Annotated in this window: 29 protein-coding genes; 2 read left to right on the top strand and 27 right to left on the bottom strand. The window is 48.9% G+C overall.

Annotated features, from left to right (window positions below):
• Positions 1–44: 44 nt before the first annotated feature.
• From truA to rplC, 27 genes are all read right to left on the bottom strand, one after another.
• Positions 45–887: a tRNA pseudouridine(38-40) synthase TruA gene (gene truA / locus QT992_RS27205; protein WP_190745434.1), complete on the bottom strand. Its 843-nt coding sequence runs from the start codon at positions 885–887 to the stop codon at positions 45–47.
• A gap of 29 nt (positions 888–916) precedes the next feature.
• Positions 917–1267: a 50S ribosomal protein L17 gene (gene rplQ / locus QT992_RS27200; protein WP_190657966.1), complete on the bottom strand. Its 351-nt coding sequence runs from the start codon at positions 1265–1267 to the stop codon at positions 917–919.
• Between the two features lie 125 nt (positions 1268–1392).
• Entirely contained in the window at positions 1393–2337 is a 945-nt protein-coding gene (locus QT992_RS27195; RefSeq protein ID WP_332958426.1) for a DNA-directed RNA polymerase subunit alpha, read from the bottom strand.
• A gap of 174 nt (positions 2338–2511) precedes the next feature.
• Positions 2512–2910: a 30S ribosomal protein S11 gene (gene rpsK / locus QT992_RS27190; RefSeq protein WP_332978136.1), complete on the bottom strand. Its 399-nt coding sequence runs from the start codon at positions 2908–2910 to the stop codon at positions 2512–2514.
• 84 nt (positions 2911–2994) lie between these two features.
• Complete coding sequence (gene rpsM, locus QT992_RS27185) at positions 2995–3378, bottom strand: 30S ribosomal protein S13 (RefSeq protein WP_006634981.1); 384 nt, start codon at positions 3376–3378, stop codon at positions 2995–2997.
• Between the two features lie 82 nt (positions 3379–3460).
• On the bottom strand, positions 3461–3574 hold the full coding sequence (gene rpmJ, locus QT992_RS27180; protein ID WP_015178722.1) for a 50S ribosomal protein L36: 114 nt from the start codon (positions 3572–3574) through the stop codon (positions 3461–3463).
• A 372-nt stretch (positions 3575–3946) separates the two neighbouring features.
• Positions 3947–4171, bottom strand: a complete 225-nt coding sequence (gene infA / locus QT992_RS27175) for a translation initiation factor IF-1 (protein WP_006276978.1) — start codon at positions 4169–4171, stop codon at positions 3947–3949.
• Between the two features lie 292 nt (positions 4172–4463).
• Positions 4464–5048, bottom strand: a complete 585-nt coding sequence (locus QT992_RS27170) for an adenylate kinase (protein ID WP_333317746.1) — start codon at positions 5046–5048, stop codon at positions 4464–4466.
• 5 nt (positions 5049–5053) lie between these two features.
• A complete protein-coding gene (gene secY, locus QT992_RS27165; protein WP_333281692.1) occupies positions 5054–6358 on the bottom strand; it encodes a preprotein translocase subunit SecY in 1305 nt (434 codons plus the stop codon).
• Between the two features lie 103 nt (positions 6359–6461).
• Positions 6462–6908 (bottom strand): 50S ribosomal protein L15, encoded by a 447-nt coding sequence (gene rplO, locus QT992_RS27160; RefSeq protein WP_006634984.1) that lies wholly within the window; start codon positions 6906–6908, stop codon positions 6462–6464.
• A gap of 146 nt (positions 6909–7054) precedes the next feature.
• Entirely contained in the window at positions 7055–7603 is a 549-nt protein-coding gene (rpsE, locus tag QT992_RS27155) for a 30S ribosomal protein S5 (protein ID WP_190745441.1), read from the bottom strand.
• A gap of 162 nt (positions 7604–7765) precedes the next feature.
• Positions 7766–8128, bottom strand: coding sequence for a 50S ribosomal protein L18 (rplR, locus tag QT992_RS27150; RefSeq protein ID WP_333317744.1), 363 nt, complete (start codon positions 8126–8128; stop codon positions 7766–7768).
• A gap of 316 nt (positions 8129–8444) precedes the next feature.
• Positions 8445–8993 (bottom strand): 50S ribosomal protein L6, encoded by a 549-nt coding sequence (gene rplF, locus QT992_RS27145; RefSeq protein WP_333039622.1) that lies wholly within the window; start codon positions 8991–8993, stop codon positions 8445–8447.
• A gap of 122 nt (positions 8994–9115) precedes the next feature.
• On the bottom strand, positions 9116–9520 hold the full coding sequence (gene rpsH / locus QT992_RS27140; RefSeq protein ID WP_190657976.1) for a 30S ribosomal protein S8: 405 nt from the start codon (positions 9518–9520) through the stop codon (positions 9116–9118).
• Between the two features lie 22 nt (positions 9521–9542).
• Positions 9543–10088 (bottom strand): 50S ribosomal protein L5, encoded by a 546-nt coding sequence (rplE, locus tag QT992_RS27135; protein WP_006634989.1) that lies wholly within the window; start codon positions 10086–10088, stop codon positions 9543–9545.
• A gap of 160 nt (positions 10089–10248) precedes the next feature.
• Positions 10249–10611: a 50S ribosomal protein L24 gene (rplX, locus tag QT992_RS27130; RefSeq protein WP_333317743.1), complete on the bottom strand. Its 363-nt coding sequence runs from the start codon at positions 10609–10611 to the stop codon at positions 10249–10251.
• Between the two features lies 1 nt (position 10612).
• A complete protein-coding gene (rplN, locus tag QT992_RS27125; RefSeq protein ID WP_333101805.1) occupies positions 10613–10981 on the bottom strand; it encodes a 50S ribosomal protein L14 in 369 nt (122 codons plus the stop codon).
• Positions 10982–11069: 88 nt separating this feature from the next.
• Positions 11070–11318, bottom strand: coding sequence for a 30S ribosomal protein S17 (rpsQ, locus tag QT992_RS27120; protein WP_006634992.1), 249 nt, complete (start codon positions 11316–11318; stop codon positions 11070–11072).
• A gap of 68 nt (positions 11319–11386) precedes the next feature.
• On the bottom strand, positions 11387–11668 hold the full coding sequence (rpmC, locus tag QT992_RS27115; RefSeq protein WP_333057789.1) for a 50S ribosomal protein L29: 282 nt from the start codon (positions 11666–11668) through the stop codon (positions 11387–11389).
• Between the two features lie 160 nt (positions 11669–11828).
• Entirely contained in the window at positions 11829–12248 is a 420-nt protein-coding gene (gene rplP, locus QT992_RS27110; protein WP_333057788.1) for a 50S ribosomal protein L16, read from the bottom strand.
• 115 nt (positions 12249–12363) lie between these two features.
• Positions 12364–13092 carry a 30S ribosomal protein S3 gene (gene rpsC / locus QT992_RS27105; RefSeq protein ID WP_006634995.1) on the bottom strand — a complete coding sequence of 243 codons (729 nt, stop codon included), beginning with the start codon at positions 13090–13092 and terminating at the stop codon, positions 12364–12366.
• 114 nt (positions 13093–13206) lie between these two features.
• The gene (rplV, locus tag QT992_RS27100; protein ID WP_006634996.1) at positions 13207–13566 is read right to left on the bottom strand and encodes a 50S ribosomal protein L22; all 360 of its coding nucleotides are present in this window, start codon (positions 13564–13566) and stop codon (positions 13207–13209) included.
• A 97-nt stretch (positions 13567–13663) separates the two neighbouring features.
• Complete coding sequence (gene rpsS / locus QT992_RS27095) at positions 13664–13945, bottom strand: 30S ribosomal protein S19 (protein ID WP_041623488.1); 282 nt, start codon at positions 13943–13945, stop codon at positions 13664–13666.
• Between the two features lie 113 nt (positions 13946–14058).
• Positions 14059–14922, bottom strand: coding sequence for a 50S ribosomal protein L2 (gene rplB, locus QT992_RS27090; protein ID WP_333057787.1), 864 nt, complete (start codon positions 14920–14922; stop codon positions 14059–14061).
• A gap of 175 nt (positions 14923–15097) precedes the next feature.
• Positions 15098–15406, bottom strand: a complete 309-nt coding sequence (locus tag QT992_RS27085) for a 50S ribosomal protein L23 (RefSeq protein ID WP_006634999.1) — start codon at positions 15404–15406, stop codon at positions 15098–15100.
• Positions 15399–16031, bottom strand: coding sequence for a 50S ribosomal protein L4 (gene rplD, locus QT992_RS27080; RefSeq protein WP_190657994.1), 633 nt, complete (start codon positions 16029–16031; stop codon positions 15399–15401). The genes QT992_RS27085 and rplD overlap by 8 nt, the downstream gene beginning before the upstream one ends.
• Before the next feature lie 190 nt (positions 16032–16221).
• Entirely contained in the window at positions 16222–16857 is a 636-nt protein-coding gene (rplC, locus tag QT992_RS27075; RefSeq protein ID WP_190657996.1) for a 50S ribosomal protein L3, read from the bottom strand.
• A 431-nt stretch (positions 16858–17288) separates the two neighbouring features.
• Between rplC and QT992_RS27070 the strand changes: the two genes are divergently transcribed.
• Together QT992_RS27070 and QT992_RS27065 are read left to right on the top strand one after the other, a co-directional pair.
• Positions 17289–17765: an NAD(P)H-quinone oxidoreductase subunit N gene (locus QT992_RS27070; RefSeq protein ID WP_333317739.1), complete on the top strand. Its 477-nt coding sequence runs from the start codon at positions 17289–17291 to the stop codon at positions 17763–17765.
• 118 nt (positions 17766–17883) lie between these two features.
• Positions 17884–18501: VWA domain-containing protein (locus QT992_RS27065; RefSeq protein ID WP_333378186.1), on the top strand; the 618-nt coding region annotated here is incomplete at its 3' end.

Below are 18501 nucleotides of genomic sequence, written 5' to 3'. Positions count from 1 at the left end.
AGTAGTTACCTAATGACTAATGACTAATGACTAATGACTAATGACTAATGACTAATGACTAATTTTGGCTGAGTGTCGTACCAGACATCTGGGGGAAAGGGAAATTCTGAATAGCCAACCCGCAGCAGGCACAAACCTTGAGCGGGAGCGGCATATTTTACCATTTCTCGGCGTTCGTTGACCCAGATATCTGTGAAATTGTCGATCGGCCTTTCCCCGCGACCCACCTGCACCAGCAACCCCACCAGCAGCCGCATCATCCCGTACAGAAACCCGCTTGCCTGAACCTCTATATAGATAAGAGGCCCAGAACGCTGACACTCGGCCGCTTGCACGTCCACCCAGGAATGGGGGCGGGCTGATCCCGCGCGGTGGAAAGCTGCCAGATGATGCCGCCCGATTAGCGGTGTCAAAGCTGTCTGAATCAAAGATTCATCCACAGGGGCGTGATAGCAGTGCCAAGCAAAAGGACGCACAAACAAATTAGGGGTCGGATCTGTATAAAGGGTGTAGCGATAGCGCCGCCAACTGGCTGAGAACCGAGCGTGCCAGGTAGGTTCCACCTTTGCCGAAGCTCGAATTAAAATATCTTTTGCCAGTCGAGAGTTGAGAACGCTTGCCCAGCGGTGAGCCGGAATTGGGCCGTGGGCGTCAAAATGGGCTACTTGAGCAGCGGCGTGAACTCCCGCATCAGTTCTCCCGGCAGCGTGCAGCGTTACCGGGCGTTCCAGAACAGTCGATATTGCTGTTTCAATTTCTTCTTGTACTGTACGCTGGTTCGGCTGTCGCTGCCAACCGTGAAAGTTAGTGCCGAGGTATTGGATCACCAGAGCAACGCGCTGTATCGATTGGGGATTTTCGATTGGGGATTTTGGATTGTCAGTCATAAATCACAAATCTCCAACCCAAAATTGAATTAAACCAGTTCAACGATCGCCATTTCGGAATTGTCTCCTTGGCGGGGGACTGTTCGCACTACGCGGGTGTAGCCCCCGTTGCGCGAGCCGTACCGTTCTTGGGCTGCTTCAAACAAAGCGTGTACTAACTGTTTGTCGTAGATAAAGCCCATAGCTTGCCGGCGAGCGGCCAAGGAGCCATCTTTTGCCAGGGTAATCATTCTGTCCGCCTCTGGGCGCAGCGCTTTGGCGCGGGCGAGAGTGGTAGTAATTTTACCGTGGCGGATTAATTCGGTGGTCAGCGAGCGCAGCAGGGCGCGGCGCTGGTCAGCCGGTTTGTTGAGTTGGGGAACGCGACAGCGGTGACGCATGGCAGTTGGTAATTGGTAATTGGTAATTGGGCGCCGGGATAGTCCGCGAGTTTTGAGGGGTGAATTCTTTAACTTAAAAACTCACCTACTTAAAATTCAGAACTTTTTTACCCGTTACCCGTTGATTAACTTTTAGCTGATTTTTCCTGTGGCAAGGTAATGCCCAAGCGTTTTTGTAAAGCTTCAATCACTTCTTCTGCGGACTTCTGCCCGAAATTCTTGATTTCGAGCAAGTCTTCTTGGGTATAATCCAATAAGTCTGCAACTGAGTTGATCTGAGCCCGCTTGAGACAGTTGTAAGCCCGGACGGACAACTGCAATTCTTCGATCGGAATTTGGCTAGTAGGATCGGCTTCACCTGGATACTCTGGTTTGAGAGAATCTTGGGTGATGTCTTTGAGAGGTGCAAATAAATCTACCAGGATGTGGGCAGATTGACTCAAAGCTTCTTGAGGAGTCACGCTGCCATCAGTCCAGATTTCCATAATCAGCCGGTCTTTCTCGACCGTCCCGCCTACGCGAGCATCTTCAACGCTGTAGTTGACTCTGCGAATCGGCATAAAGATGGCGTCAATTTGGAGAAAATCCAAAGCCGACCCATCATCTCGACTGCGGTCTACTGCTCGGTATCCGATGCCTTTTTCAATTCTGAATTCCATTTCCAGAACTGAGCCGGGGGAGAGAGTTGCAATGTACTGGGATCGATCGATCAATTCCACCTCTGAGGGCAAATCGAATCGATCGGCCGTAACTGTTACAGGCCCCTCAATCCGCAACCTGCCGATTTGCGGCTGCTGAGAATGAGTTTTGAGGACGACCTCTTTCATGTTCAGGAGAATTTCTAGAACATCCTCACGTACCCCTTCGATCGTGGCAAACTCGTGATTGACGCCCGCGATTCGGACTGAAGTTACTGCTGTTCCTTCCAAATTTGACAGCAGAACTCGCCGAAGCGCATTCCCAACAGTTGTTCCCTGACCGCGATCGAGCGGTTCCAGGACGAATTTTCCGTACTGACTCCGGTCTTTGTCAGTGTTAGACTCTATACATTCAATTTGAAACTGCGCCACGGAGTGACCTCCCTTTTCCACTGTGGATTTTTGATTTTGGATTTTAGATTGCAGAGCATACCCCTGAATGGATTTCGGATTTTGGATGGACGGGGCAACAGTTAGAACCATTAGTTTTTGACTTTAAGCAGTTAGCCATTATCCAAAATCTAAAATCTAAAATCTCAAATCGTTTTAGACTCTACGCCGCTTGGGAGGGCGACAGCCGTTGTGAGGAATTGGGGTAACATCTCTAATCAGGGTGATTTCCAGTCCCGCCCCTTGCAGCGCCCGAATAGCCGTTTCTCGACCTGCTCCGGGTCCGCTCACCATTACTTCTATTTGGCGCATTCCTTGGTCGTTGGCTCTGCGGGCAGCACTTTCTGCTGCTGTTTGAGCTGCAAAGGGAGTGCCCTTTTTAGCTCCTTTAAAACCGCTGGAACCTGCGGATGCCCAGGATATTACTTCGCCGTTGAGGTCGGTAATAGTTACAATCGTGTTGTTAAAGGTAGACTGGATGTAGCCTACCCCATTGGGTACATTCCGTTTCTGCTTTTTTGCACCAGATTTCTTGCCTGTTTGTGGTCGCGCCATATTAGTCTCTTTAACGTTTCTCTCAACTAATGTCCCGAAGCGCTAGGAGCCAGCAGCCCCCAGCGTATTTTTCCCAAAAAGATGTTACTTCTTGGAAGGAGCCTTTTTCTTGCCCGCAACTGTTCGGCGGACGCCACGACGGGTTCTGGCGTTGGTACGGGTTCGTTGTCCCCGCACCGGCAGACCCAAACGGTGACGCCGACCGCGATAAGTTCCGATGTCCATCAGGCGCTTGATGTTCATTGACTCCCAGCGCCGGAGGTCTCCTTCGATTTGGTATGTGGTTTCTACATGAGCCCGCAGAGCTGTCACGTCGGCCTCTGTTAAATCCTTGACGCGAGTGTCAGGATTTACGCCTGTTGCAGCGATAATTTTTTGGGCCCGCGACAAGCCTATTCCGTAAATGTATGTCAGACCTATTTCGACGCGCTTATCGCGTGGAAGGTCTACCCCGGCAATCCGTGCCACACTTTTGTCTCCCTAGTTTTCCTGTTTGGCTACAATGTTCAATTAGGATGCACCTGCGTGCATTGCCCAATCTTGCTTTTTTCTAACCTTGGCGCTGTTTGTGTTTCGGGTTAGTGCATATCACCATCACTCGACCGCGACGGCGGATGACGCGACATTTTTCACAAATTTTTTTGACAGATGCTCGAACTTTCATCTTTCTTCCTGCCTGGAGAACCCCGCTCTAGCGGAGAACAGGCACGCTGGGACTGCCCGTAGAGCGGTGGGAGGAGAGGCTGGGCAAGGTGTAGACCTCTCCTCGATTAAATTGTATAAAGTGCGGGTTGTTTCATGAAGGAGCCCGCTTGCACCCACTCCCATTGCTGGGTAAAGTTCGCCTGCACAAAACAAAAATGTTGGCGAGCGATACTTTTACGGCGTAGCAATGACTTAACCCGGTACACCGGTGGGTTGTTGACGCCCTTCTCGGCAACACTACAAACGTAGCATTATAGCATAAATTTGAAGCTTTTTACCAAATTCTCTCTAATTAAACTTAGAATTAGTTTTTAGAAAGTTTTATCTAAGCCTATTTTTTCCGAAGGCGATAAGTAATCCTGCCTTTGGTCAAGTCGTAGGGAGTCAATTCGACTTTGACGCGATCGCCAGGCAGAATTTTGATGTAGTTGCGGCGGATCTTGCCGGAAATGTGAGCCAGCACGTTAAACCCATTATCTAGGTCAACGCGAAACATCGCATTGGGCAGGGATTCCGTCACTGTCCCTTCCATTTCAATTAAATCTTGCTTAGACAATTTGGTATTTACCTCAACTCTACATTTGATTAACTAGGAGTGTCCCGGCGTTGGCCTCAAAACCTATTTACTGGTAGGAGTCAAACGGGAACGGGGGCAAGAATTCGGGCGACTCGATCGACTTTAATACTCAACCAACCGCTTGTTTTAGCTTTACTTGAGTAAAGTTGTGGCAATTAGTATCGAGTTCAATCCGGTCTCTAGCAACCCTCACAAAACCTGATAGCACAAAAAGCTCCTAGTTAACATATCTTAGCAAAAGCTTGTGAGTAACAAGCTGTATTGAGAGGGTTCAAGAGTCGATCGAGAGAGATTGTTGCAGTTGAGCGGTGACTAATTCCATTGCTCGATCGCCATCAACCGCAACTAACTGTTGGCGGCCGCTGTAAAAATCAATCAAAGGCTCAGTTTGCTCGCGATAAACTTGCAACCGGCGGCGGATCGTCTCCTCATTGTCATCCTGCCGGCCCCGCGAGAGCAGGCGAGACACCAAAATGTCGTCAGGCACGTCAAGATTAACAGCTTTGAGACCAAATTTCGGGTTCGGTGTACTCCCCTCGGCACCGAATCGCTCGTCCAGCAGTTTGTCTAAAAAAGTTGCCTGGGCGACTGTGCGGGGAAAGCCGTCAAGAATCCAGCCCGCATTAGCGTCCGGTTCATTCAAGCGTTCCTGCACGATATCCATCAGCAATTGGTCGGGAACCAACTCACCCCTGTCCATGTAAGCTTGCGCCTTTAGACCCAAGGCAGTTTTCGCCACCACGCAGGCGCGCAGGATGTCGCCCGTAGAAATGTGGGGTATTTTCCAGAGAGCGGCTAATATCTGAGCCTGAGTTCCCTTCCCCGCCCCTGGAGGCCCCATGAAAATAAATTGCATTGCGATTACTTCACCATTCCTTCATATCGTTGGGAGATGACGTAAGTTTGAATTTGCTTAGCAGTTTCGATCGCCACACCTACTAGAATCAGTAGGGAAGTTGCGCCAAAACCTCTAAAAGTTTGCACGCCGATCGCGCTTTCTACAGCAGTTGGTACAATGGCCACCAGACCGAGAAAAATAGCTCCCAAGAAAGTCAAACGGTTCAAAACCTTCTCCACATAATCACTCGTTTTCTGACCCGGACGAATTCCAGGAATGCTGGCGCCCATTTTTTTCAAGTTCTGAGACATATCTACGGGGTTGACAATCAACGAAGCGTAGAAATAGCTGAAGAACAGAATCAAAGTCAGATAAAACAGCGCGTAAGCCCAAGGCGCCGGCCCGTTCGGACTCAAAACATTAGCAACTTGAACCAAAAACGGGTTATTGAGAGACTGAGCGAGGAAAGAAGGCACAATCAACACCGAAGATGCAAAAATAATCGGCATCACTCCGCCTTGATTCAAGCGCAGGGGCAGATAACTCCGGCTCTCCCGATAAACTTTGCGGCCGACTTGGCGGCGGGCCGAAATAATCGGAATGCGGCGAGTACCTTCCTGAACAAAAACAATCCCGACAATCGTCACCAAAAAGACCAGCAGCAGAACGACTACACGGCCGACCACTTGCGTGTCCCCACTTTGAGCCAATTCAAAAGTTTGTCCCAAAGAGCGCGGCAATACCGACACAATATTGATAAAAATCAGCAGCGACGCTCCGTTCCCGATACCTCGCTCCGTCACCACCTCCGATATCCACATCACAAACATTGAGCCGGCTGTCAGAGCCAAAGCAGTTTGTGCTATGAATAAAGGCGATGGAGATTGAGCAAAAGGGCTGACCCAAATCGCAATGCCAATACTTTGCAGAATTGCCCAGCCCAAAGAAACGTAGCGAGTAATTTGAGAAATCTTGCGCCGCCCTGCTTCTCCTTCATTTTTCTGCAAGTCTTCTAAGCTTGGCAGAGCCGCAGTTAGAAGTTGCACAATAATTGAAGCATTAATGTAGGGCAAAATCCCCAGCGCGAAAATCCCCAAAGCTGACAAGCCGCCTCCTGAGAACAAATCCAAAAAGCCAATTAAAGGGCTATTTTGGACGTTTTGGGCAAAGGCGACTCGATCGATGCCGGGGACTGGCAAGTGGACACCCAGGCGTACTAAAATCAGTAAGCCAATGGTTACGAGGATGCGGCCTCGTAAACCAGCAGCTTGAGCCATCTGCATGAACGTCTCTTGTGCAGTTGGCGCTTTCTCTCTACTAACGTCCATAGTTACGATTTGGGATTTTAGATTTGGGATTTTCGACTAAATCATTTTCTGATAGCAAGAAGAGAGGATTTGAGATTTGGACATACTCTCAAACCTCAAATCTTCACGCAACTAATTCGCAACTTCCGCCTGCGGCTTCAATTTTTGTGCGAGCACCTGCGGTAAAAGCCGAGGCGCGCACTTGCAAAGGTACATTGAGTTCACCATCTCCTAAGATTTTCAGCGGCCCATCGTCTGTGGTGACAATTTTTGCTTGGATCAAAGAGGTGAGAGTAACTTCGGTGTTTGCTGGCAGCGATGCTAATTTACTTACATTAATGGTAGTGTACTCTTTCCGGTTCACTAGAGGGAAGCTTTTCAACTTGGGGAGACGGCGGTAGAGAGGATTTTGACCTCCTTCAAAACCCGGTCTAGTGCCGCTACCGGCTCTAGATTTTTGACCGCGCATCCCTTTGCCGGAGCTCGCGCCTTGACCGGCAGAAATACCTCTGCCCAAGCGTCGGGGGCGCTTTTGGGAGCCTGCTTTGGGTCGGGCGTCTTGCAATCTCATAGTTTTAGTAATTGGTAATTGGTAATTGGTATTTAGAGAGGGGGTACGCAGTAGTTTTGAGTGCGTGAGTTTTAAGTTGCGGATTTTTTTATTTTCACCGCAAGCACTTAACACTCAAAACTTACAGTTTCCCATTCTCGCGTGCCCTAACCGTAGAGGTTTTCTACTGGAATTCCGCGCTCTTGAGCAACTTCGGACAAGGTGCGGAGGGTGGAGAGGGCATTGACTGCGGCTCGGGCGTTGTTTAAGGGATTTCCAGAACCTAGCTGTTTGGCTAAGATGTTGCGGACTCCTGCTAGTTCGAGAACAGTTCGCACTGCTCCCCCTGCAATTACCCCGGTTCCCGGAGCGGCCGGCCGCATCATGACTTTAGCTCCGCCACCGTCACCGTTGATGGGGTGAGGGATGGAGTTAGATTTGGTGAGGGGGACTTCAATTAGGTGCTTTTTGCCGTCAGCGACGCCTTTTTTAACGGCACCGATTACGTCGCTAGCTTTGCCGACTCCTACTCCAACTTGACCGCGTTCGTTGCCGATAATGACTATGGCGCGGAAGCTGAGTTTTTTACCGCCTTTGACTACTTTGGTAACGCGCCGAATCTGAACAACCCGTTCTTGCCATTCGGATTCTTTTTCGCGCCCTTTGTTGTTGCTGCTGCTTTTTTTCTTGTTGCGCTGTTCTTTTTGTTCTGCCATAGTTTTGTCCTGTGGGAATTAGTAATTGGTGAAAGGCGATCGGCAAGTGGTAATTGTTTGAGTAAAAAGTAAAAATAGAAGAAATCTGGATTTGGCCTTTTAACTTTCAACTTTTGACTTTTTACTTTTTAATTACTCATTACCCGCTACCCATTACCCCCTCTAGAAGTCTAACCCCGCTTCGCGAGCTGCTTCTGCGAGGGCTTTAACACGACCGTGATAGAGGTTGCCTCCCCGATCGAATACGACTTTGACTATGCCAGCGCTGGAACAGCGTTTGGCAATCAACTGACCGACTTGCACGCTCGCGGAGCAGTTGCCACCAGAACTGAGAGATGACTTCAATTCGGGATCGAGGGTTGACGCAGCAGCCAAAGTGTGCTGTGCCGTGTCGTCGATTACTTGAGCGTAGATGTGCTGATCTGAGCGAAATACCGCTAGTCTGGGACGTTCGGAGGTGCCGAACACCTTGCGCCGCACCCGGCGGTGTCTGCGCTGGACTGATTCTTTGCGAGTAAGCTTCATATAAATACTCGGTAAATGGGAAACGAGCGAGTCTTTAGACCTGAGAGAGAAATGACACTTCGGATTTGCTCCTCGGAGCCTCCCTTGCGGGGTGATGTTAGCTTCGCCAATGTTTTAAGAGCTTTTTAGACTTGCAACACTATCTCAGTGACCTTAAGACTGTTTAGTTGCAAATGACAGAGCAGGGAACTAGCTACGCATTCTCCCGGTGTCGTGACTCCAAAAACGTAGACCTCGAAAGTCTTAGGCCCGTCAGTATGGCTTGCGGGAATTGCCCCTACAAGCGAGCGTGTCTTTAGACCTGGGTTACTGACGGTTACTTCTTACCTGTTTTGCCTGTTTTACCAGCTTTGCGACGGACAACTTCGCCACTGTAGCGAATGCCTTTGCCCTTATAGACTTCGGGCGGACGCACCGCGCGGATGCGGGCTGCTGTATTGCCTACGAGTTCTTTGTCAATGCCGGAGACAATGACGTTGGTGTTGCCTTCAACTGCCATTGTGATGCCTTCTGGAGGGGGCATTTCAACGGGTTTGCTGTAACCGACGTTTAAAATCAGGTTCCGTCCTTGAACCTGTGCCCGATAACCTGTGCCGATGATTTCGAGACGCCGCTGAAAACCTTGAGATACACCTTCGACCATGTTGGCGACTAGGGTGCGGCACAAGCCGTGCAGTTGTCTGGCGACGCGAGATTCGTCTCGGCGGGTAACGAGTAAAGTCTCGCCTTCAATTCCCATGAGGATTTCGGCTGGAATAACTCGGGAAAGTTCACCTTTAGGGCCTTTGACGGCTACTTTTTGACCGTCTAGGGTGACGGTGACTTTCGTGGGGATGCTAATCGGACGCTTGCCAATTCGCGACATAGTTTTTTGTCCTTTGTTTTTAGTTATTAGTCCTTGATTATTAGTGCTTAGTTATTAGTCCTTAGTGATTGATTTTTGAGTCTGTTGCCAACGACCAGTGACTAATGACTAATGACTAATGACTACCAAACATAACAAAGCACTTCACCGCCCAAACCTTGGCGTCGAGCTTCTCGATCGGTCATAATGCCGCTGGAGGTAGAAATAATGGCTATGCCAATTCCGCCTAACACTCTGGGCAATTCTTTACGGTTCGAGTAAACGCGCAGTCCTGGTTTGCTGACTCGCTTAAGTGCCGTGATAATGGGCTTGCGAGTTTTACCTTTGTACTTTAGAGAAAGCACTAAATGTCGCTTGACCCCTTCTGCTTCTGCTTCTTCAAATTCGCCGATGAAGCCTTCACTTTTGAGGACTTGGGCGATGCTGCGGGTCATTTTTGTAGCTGGAATTTGCGTTGTTTGGTGGCGCGCCATGCAAGAATTGCGAATGCGCGTCAACATATCTGCTATGGTATCGTTAGCTGCCATCTTTTGCTTCTTACTCTAGTGCTTAGTTGTCCCGGAACGGCATTCCCATTTCTTTAAGCAAGGCGCGTCCTTCTTCGTCGGTGTTTGCTGTGGTGATAATTGAAATGTCCATGCCTCGAATTTGATCGATGCGGTCATATTCTATTTCTGGAAAAATTAGCTGTTCTCTCAGACCCAAGCTGTAATTGCCGCGCCCGTCAAAGCTTTTGGGGCTGATGCCGCGGAAGTCGCGGATGCGGGGGAGTGCGAGGTTGATCAGCCGATCGAGAAAATCGTACATCCGATCGCCGCGCAGCGTCACCATTACGCCGACGGGTACTCCTTTGCGGATTTTGAAGCCTGCGATCGCTTTTTTCGCCCGCGTCACCACTGGTTTTTGCCCGGTGATGATGCCAATTTCGTTGATCGACGAATCCAGTGCCTTAGCGTTTTGAGATGCTTCTCCCAAACCGCGGTTCACTGTGACTTTGACGAGTTTGGGAACCTGATGGATATTAGTATATTTAAACTGATCCATCAGTGTGGGAACGATTTTTCCTTGATAAAGAACCTTGAGTTTGTCCGGCATAGTTTTTGTGTTTCGTTAACTGTCCCTGGGCTTGGTCAGGGAATTATTAGTTGTCAGTTGACTGTTGTCAGTTGTCAGTTGTCAGTTGTCCGTTGACTGTTGTCAGGAAAGCATTTGTCTAATGACTAATGACTAATGACTAATGACTAATGACTAATGACTAATTATCGAGGATTTCTCCTGTTTTTTTGAGTTGTCGCAGTTTCCGGCCATCTTCGCTAAATGTATAGCAAACGCGGCTGGCTATTTTCTCTTTTTCGGAATAGTGCATGACATTTGAGCTGTGAATGGGAGCCTCAAACGTGACTATTTTGCCTGATTCTCCCTCTTGCTGGGGCTTGACGTGCTTGGTTCTGATATTTACACCTTTAACAATTACTTTGCTGACTTTAGGATATGTCTTTAAGATTTGTCCGACTTTTCCTTTCTCTTTGCCAGTAATTATTTGCACGGTGTCGCCTGCTTTGACGTGCATTCTGTAGCGCTGCAGTTCGCTAGTTGCTTTACCCTTTTTTCCGTACATTTTAAAGTACCTCCGGGGCTAAGGAAACGATTTTAGTAAAGTTTTTGTCGCGCAGTTCGCGGGCGACGGGGCCGAAGACGCGAGTGCCTTTGGGGTTGCCATCTACGTTGATAATAACGGCGGCGTTATCGTCAAAACGAATGCTCATGCCACTGTCGCGGCGCAAACCTTTGCGGGTTCTGACAACGACGGCCCGAACGACATCTGATTTTTTGACGGCCATATTGGGGATGGCGTCTTTGACGACGGCAATGATAACATCGCCGACTCCGCCGTAGCGACGGTTGCCGCCTCCCAATACGCGGATGCACATCAGTTTGCGGGCTCCGCTATTGTCGGCGACATTGAGGTATGTCTGGGGTTGAATCATGGTGATTGTTGACTGTTAACTGTTGACTGTTGACGGCTAATTGATTAATCAAGTACCGATCGGGCGATCGCGAGATCGCAATTAACTGTTAGCCGTTTTTTGTCCCGAAAATCTCAGCAACCGTCCAACGTTTGGTTTTGCTCAGGGGTCTAGTTTCAGTGATGCGGACGCGATCGCCGGATTTGCACTGATTTTCTTCGTCGTGAGCTTTGTACCGCTTGGTGCGGACTACGATTTTGCCGTATTTGGTGTGGGAGGAGCGGTTTTCGATTGCTACCACGACGGTTTTATCCATCTTGTCGCTGACTACTACGCCAACTCGTTCTTTAATTGCCATAGCTACCTATTTTTGTTGTGCAATTGACTTGTTTTTAGCTACTGTGCGAGCCGAGGCTAGGCTGCTGCTCACTCTGGGCTGACTTCTGGGCTGGGAGCAGAATCTGCTGTTTCTTTAGCTGGGGCTGATTTTGCTGCAGCTTCTTTCTCAGCAAGGATTTGGCGCTCGCGTTCAACTGTCATCAATTGAGCTAGCCGGTGTTTGGCGTGCTTGAACAGGTGAGGCTTTTCCATGCGGCCGGTAGCTTGCTGGAGCCGCAATTCCATTAGTTGGCGCTTGACGGCTAAAATTTGCTCTGCTACTGCAGCATCGCTTAATTCTCTAGCTTCTTTAATCTTGGTCAAAGACATAATTGTGTGCTTTATCGTTAGCGAGCGGTATGACAGAAGACAGAATTGTCTCGCTTGGCTGAAGGTCGAAGGAAAGAAAAGTTATGAAAGCCAGATTTTAAAATGCTGTAGCCGTTTAAAATGCTGATTAATACAGACCTAATTCTACCTTCGCTCTTCGCTATGACTGGTCTTCTTCGCGAGTGATGAACTTGGTTTTAATTGGTAATTTGAAAGATGCCAAACGCATTGCTTCGCGGGCAGTTTCTTCACTTACGCCGCCAATTTCAAACATTACCCGGCCCGGTTTGACCACGGCAACCCAAAACTCTGGTGAGCCTTTACCAGAACCCATCCGGGTTTCTGCTGCGCGCTGGGTGACTGGTTTGTCGGGAAAAATGCGAATCCAGATTTTGCCACCCCGACGGATATAGCGGGTCATGGCGCGCCGTCCGGCTTCTATTTGGCGGGAAGTGATCCAGGCGGGTTCGACGGCTTGGAGCGCGAAGTCGCCAAAGCTAACTGTGTTGCCGCGGGTGGCAACACCGCTCATTCGCCCGCGCTGTTGTTTGCGAAATTTGGTTCTTTTAGGGCTTAACATGGCGAAAGGGAGTTGGGTAATTGGTAATTGGTAATTGGTAATTGGTGATTGCTAATTGCTAATTGGTTTGGAACAACTGACAATTAACAAGTGACAACTAACAGTTAACAATTAGCTAGCCTTCGTTCGATCGATCTTCAAAGTTCTGGCGGCGGCGCTTTTGTTTGGTACGGGGCACTGCGGCATTTGGTGCTGCCTCTTGTTCCTGTCCGGGAATAATTTCACCTTTGAAAACCCAAACTTTAATGCCCAGAATACCGTAGATGGTTTGAGCAGTGCAGTAAGAGTAGTCGATGTCGGCCCGCAGCGTGTGCAAGGGGACTCTTCCTTCGCGCGTCCATTCGGTACGGGCAATTTCTGCACCGTTGAGGCGTCCGCTGACTTGAATTTTGATGCCTTGGATGCCGACTTTTTGGGCGCGGGTGATTGCTTGGCGGACTACTCGGCGGAAGGATACGCGCCGTTCTAGTTGCTGAGCGATGTATTCTGCGATCAATGTGGCATCGGCATCTACTCGCTGAACTTCGACGACGTTGATGCGGATTTGGCGGTTGCTACCGAGTTGCTGCTGCAAACCGACGCGCAAGGTTTCGATGCCTGCTCCGCCGCGGCCTACGACAACGCCTGGTCTGGCTGTGAACACTTCTAGGTCGATTTGATCGGCTTTCCGCTCAATTTTGACCGATGAAATACCGGCATTGCTGAGGGTTTTACGAACGTACTTGCGAATTTTATAGTCTTCTTGCAAGAGTTCTGGATAGTTTTTGGGATCGGCAAACCAGCGAGAGCGGTGCTCTTGGGTAATGCCGAGGCGAAAACCAATTGGATGTATTTTTTGGCCCATAATAGTTGATGAGTTAATTGGTAATTGGTAATTGGTAATTGGTAATTGGTAATTGGTGATTACCCATTTTTTTCAACTTTAAGCTGTTTATTACCTCTTACGTTTTTCCCTGGTTTAGTTTTCTACGAGCGGAGCTACTACTACGGTAATGTGACAGGTTGGCTTGCGGATTTGGTAGGCGCGACCTTGAGCGCGGGGTCTAAAGCGTTTGAGGACTGGGCCTTGGTCTGCGTAAGCTTGAGACACTACTAGCTTGGATTTATCCAATCCTGCGTTGTGTTCGGCGTTTGCTACTGCCGATCGCAAAACTTTGACGATTGGTTCGCAGGCGCGGTAGGGCATGAATTCGAGTAAAATCAGCGCTTCTTGGTAGCTTTTGCCGCGAATTTGGTCGAGGACTCGGCGCACTTTGAAGGGGGATGTCCGGATGTAACGGGCGATCGCCTTAATTTCGGATGTGGTATCTATAACCATTTCGATTTGGGTAATTGGTAATTGGTAATTGGGAAAAAGGTAATTGGTAATTGGGAAAAAGTTTGTCCGATTACCTATTACCTGTCACCTAATTCGGCTATCTTTTTGCCTTTTTATCACCACTTTTCGCGTGACCTCTAAAGGTGCGAGTGGGGGAAAATTCTCCGAGTTTGTGACCTACCATTTGGTCGGTGAGGTAGACGGGTACGTGCTGTCTGCCGTTGTGAACGGCGATCGTGTGACCTACCATTTGGGGCAGGATTGTGGAAGAGCGCGACCAAGTTTTAATTACTTGTTTTTGGCCGGCGGCGTTGAGTTTTTCGATTTTTGTCATCAGATGATCTGCGACAAAGGGGCCTTTTTTTAGCGATCGAGACATGATTTTTTTAGTAATTCAGGAGTCATTAGTCAGCTTTCAGCAGTCATTGGTCATCAGTCCTCAGTCATTAGTTAGCAGTTAATAACTAAGCACTGAAGACTGCTGACTGATGACTAGCTTTGTCTGCCGCCCTTGCCGCGTTTGGAAGCTTTGCGGCGGCGCCGGACTATTAAAGCGTCGCTGCGCTTGTTTTTGCGTCGAGTTTTTGCACCCAATGCTGGTTTACCCCAAGGAGTGACAGGCCCCGGACGTCCGATGGGAGCTCTGCCTTCGCCACCGCCGTGCGGGTGGTCTACCGGGTTCATGACGCTACCGCGAACGGTGGGTCTGCGACCTTTCCAGCGGGTGCGGCCGGCTTTACCCAAGCTGATGTTTCTGGCGTCTGTGTTGCCGACTTGACCGATGGTGGCGTAGCAGTCGGCGCGGACTTTGCGCTGTTCGCCGGATGGCAGTTTGAGGGTGACGTAGCTACCTTCTTTTGCCATTAGCTGAGCGCTGGAGCCGGCGGAGCGAACGATTTGTCCGCCTTTTCCGGGTACTAGCTCGACGTTGTGGATGCTTGTACCGAGGGGAATGTTCTTCAGGGGGAGGGCGTTACCGATTTCGATCGGCGCGTCTGGGCCTGAGACAATTACTGTACCGACGTTTAAGTTGAGCGGGTGCAGGATGTACCGTTTTTCGCCGTCTTTGTAGAACAGGAGGGCGATGCGGGCGTTGCGATTGGGGTCATATTCGATCGCCTTGACGGTAGCGGGAATGCTGTGTTTGTCGCGGCGGAAGTCAATGTCTCTATACAGCCGTTTGTGACCGCCTCCCCGGTGGCGACAGGTAATGACGCCTCGGTTGTTGCGGCCTTGTTTGGTGTGCTTGTTGCTGGTTAGAGACTTTTCTGGCTCTGATCTGGTAATTTCAGCAAAGTCCGAGACGGTTTGTTCTCGGGTGCTGGAGGTATAAGGTCGGTAAGAACGGATGCCCATAATCGATCTATTTTAGATTTTGGATTTTGGATTTTGGATTTGACGTTTATCGATTTTAGATTTTAGGTTGAAGATTGGCGATATTTGGTTAACTTACGAGTTTTCTGGTTCGATAATTTCCACCAGTTAACCGCAATTTAAAATCTAAAATCTAAAATCTAAAATCCAAAATCGTCTAGACTTCTGGGAATAGGAGTTTGCGGATCGAGTCTCCGTCGGTCAGAGTTACGGTTGCTCGCTTGTAACAAGGTTTAAAGCCGACGAATTTGCCAACTCGACGCTTTTTGCGCGGCGGGTTTTGGGTGTTGACGCCGATGACTTTGACCTTAAATAGTTCTTCGATTGCAGCTTTGATTTGAGGCTTCGTCGCTTTGGGAGCTACGTCGAATGTGAATTGATTTAATTCCATCATTCGGGTAGCTTTCTCGGTGAGAATCGGACGCTGGATCAAATCTGCGTAGTCGCGGGGGTCGATTTTACTCACCGTAAATCTCCTGAATTTTAGCTATGGCTGTAGATGTGACGATAATTTTGTCAGCCGCGAGAACGTCGTAAACATTCAGGGAGGTTGCCAAGATGACGTTTACTAATTCGATGTTGCGTCCGGATAAGTAGACGTTTGGTTGCGGTTCTGGCAAGATTAACAGAACTTTTGTATCGGGTTCGATGCCCCAGCGGGCGATCGCACTCAGCAATTCTTTGCTTTTCGGTCTCGGAAATTGCTCTGCAAATTCTTCAACCACAATGATGTCTTCGGTGCGACTTTGGAATGCTGTCCGCAAAGCGAGACGGCGTTCCTTTTTGTTCATTTTGACTTCAAAGTCTCTCGGTTTTGGCCCGAAGATGACACCGCCGCCCCGCCACAGCGGAGAACGGATAGAACCTGCTCTGGCTCGACCCGTGCCTTTTTGACGCCAGGGTTTGCGGCCACCGCCTCTGACTTCCGATCGAGTTTTGGTGCAAGCATTTCCTTGACGGGCATTATTTAGTTGCCTCGTCAATGCTCTGTGAACGATGTGAGACGCATTTTCTTCTTTGGCTACGCGCAGTTCTAAAGTTGTTTCTCCAACTTCTTCGCCTTGCCAATTTCGCACTACACAATTAACCATATCTTTTGTCCTTTGTCTGTTGTTAGTTGTCTGTTGTTAGTTGTCTGTTGTCTGTTGTCTGTCGTCTGTTGTCTGTTTTCAGGTCTTAGTTTTGGGTTCTTAGTTTTCAGCTTTTAGTTCTTAGTTATTGCTTGCTACTAACGACCAACCACTATCTACTGACTGCTGACTACTGACTAATGACTACTGACTAACGTCCTACTTTTTTCTCAGGCACAACATTGACTAAGGCGCCAGCTTTGCCGGGAACTGCTCCCTTAATTAGCAGCAAATTCTGCTCTGTATCCACCCGGACAATTGTTAGTTTGCGGACGGTGACTTGAACGTTGCCCATACGTCCTGCCATTCTTTTCCCAGGATAAACGCGACCGGGAGTAGTTCCAGGTCCGATCGATCCAGGCTCGCGGTGGTTCTTGGAACCGTGAGACATGGGGCCTCGTTTAAAGTTGTGGCGCTTTTGAAAACCTGCAAAACCTTTACCGATGCTTGTACCGATGACATCTACTATTTGTCCCGGTGTAAAGGTATCTGCTTTTAGTTGTTGACCTAATTCAAATGAACTGGTGTCTTCCAATCGGTATTCCTGCAAGTGGCGCAATGGATTCGCCCCCGACTTGGCAAGGTGTCCTAGTTCTGGCTTGTTGAGAGCCTTTGGTTTGACTTCGTTGTATCCAACTTGAACGGCACCGTAGCCGTCAGTTTGTTTGGTTTTGATTTGAGTTACTGTACAAGGCCCTGCTTGTATGACGGTGACGGGGATGGCTCTCCCTTGGTCGTCAAACACTTGAGTCATGCCTAGTTTAGTGCCAAGAATGCCTACAGACACGGATTTTCTTCCTTTTATTTACGCAAGAGGTTTCGGATTGCGAAATTTACGTCAATCCGCTTGCTCTTGTGCAGAAACATTTATTTCAGTGTTCCTGCAATTAACTGTTATCAACCAACAGCCTTCCTCGGTGTTTAAAATTTGAGTTTTAAATTTGGGAGCGAGCTTGTGGAAGTCTTGCAAGGGTTGAGATTCGCGGCTTTTTACCGGCTTTATCTCCGAGTTTTGTCTCGGTCTTGCTTGTTTGCGCCAGGACTTGAGCAGCAAACTACTCAGTATCCTTTACGGCGACAATTCACAATAGTACATGAAGTGTTTGGCGTTTGTCAAGGCCGGGATGAGAATTTTTCGGCTCAACTTTAGGATTTATAATATTTCCAGCTCGCAAGCAGCGATCGACCAAATTTTGATACAGCAGGAAACACAAATTTATGGGACTGATTACGACGGGATCTGATCTGATTCGGGATTTGGAAAAGTCGGGGTCGCTGGCCCTGTACGTTCCTTTAGAAGGAGGATTTGAGGGGCGCTACCTCCGCAGGCTGAGGGCTGCGGGCTACGGTGGGTACACGATTTCGGCGCGGGGTTTGGGTGATTTGGCGATGTATTTGACGGGGATTCACGGGGTGCGGCCGCCGCATTTGGGCAAGAAAACTACTGGCAATGAAGCGGCTGTGGGTTATACGTACTACGTGCCGCCGATGTTGCAAACTCAATTAGACAATTTGCCACCTAAAGCAAAAGGACTGGTGCTGTGGATTATTGAAGGGCAGATTTTGTCGAGTCAGGAGATTGAGTATTTGACTGTTTTGCCGACGTTAGAACCGCGAGTTAAAATAGCAGTTGAGATGGGGGGCGATCGAGCTTTTAGCTGGAAGCCACTTAAAGATGCTTTAGTTGCAGCTTAAATTCCGGTATTTGCGATCGCAAATCAACTAAAAAACGCAGCGAGCAACTAAAGCTCAACAGCTTCTGCTCGCTGGTTTTGATATTTTTGGGAACTACTTAATTAACAGGAAAAATCTTATGCTTCAGAACCGCGATTATACCATCATTATTGACAAAAGCGGCAGTATGTACACCAAAGACCAGATGGGCGGTAAAAGTCGGTGGGCGCTCATGCAAGAATCGACGATCGCATTGGCTAATAAATGCGAAGAACTCGATCCTGATGGCATAACAGTTTATGTGTTTTCCGGTCGCTTCAAGCGCTACGATAACGTAACAGCAGCTAAAGTCGTGCAAATTTTCCAAGAAAACGAACCTTCGGGAACTACGAATTTAGCTGCTGTTCTGCAAGACGCCCTGAACAGTTATTTTCAGCGCAAAGCATCCGGTAAGACCAAGCAAAATGGGGAAACATTATTAGTGGTGACGGACGGGGAACCTGACGATCGCAAAGAAGTGATGAAAACCATTATAGAGGCTTCGCGGAAGCTCGATCGAGATGAAGAGCTGGCGATTTCTTTCATTCAAGTAGGGAATGCGCCGGAAGCTACTAAGTTTCTCAAGATATTGGATGACGAACTGCAAAGCGCCGGGGCTAAATTCGATATCGTTGATACTGTCACCGAAAAACGAGACGGAAGCCCCTGGCTTTTAGACATGGGGAGGAAGTCGGTAGCGGTTTCAACCGCCTTCAAT

This window comes from Microcoleus sp. T3_D1 (assembly GCF_036700405.1).
Classification (GTDB): domain Bacteria; phylum Cyanobacteriota; class Cyanobacteriia; order Cyanobacteriales; family Microcoleaceae; genus Microcoleus.
Note: the sequence above shows the minus strand (reverse complement) of the source record. Positions and strands in the feature narration are given on the sequence as shown.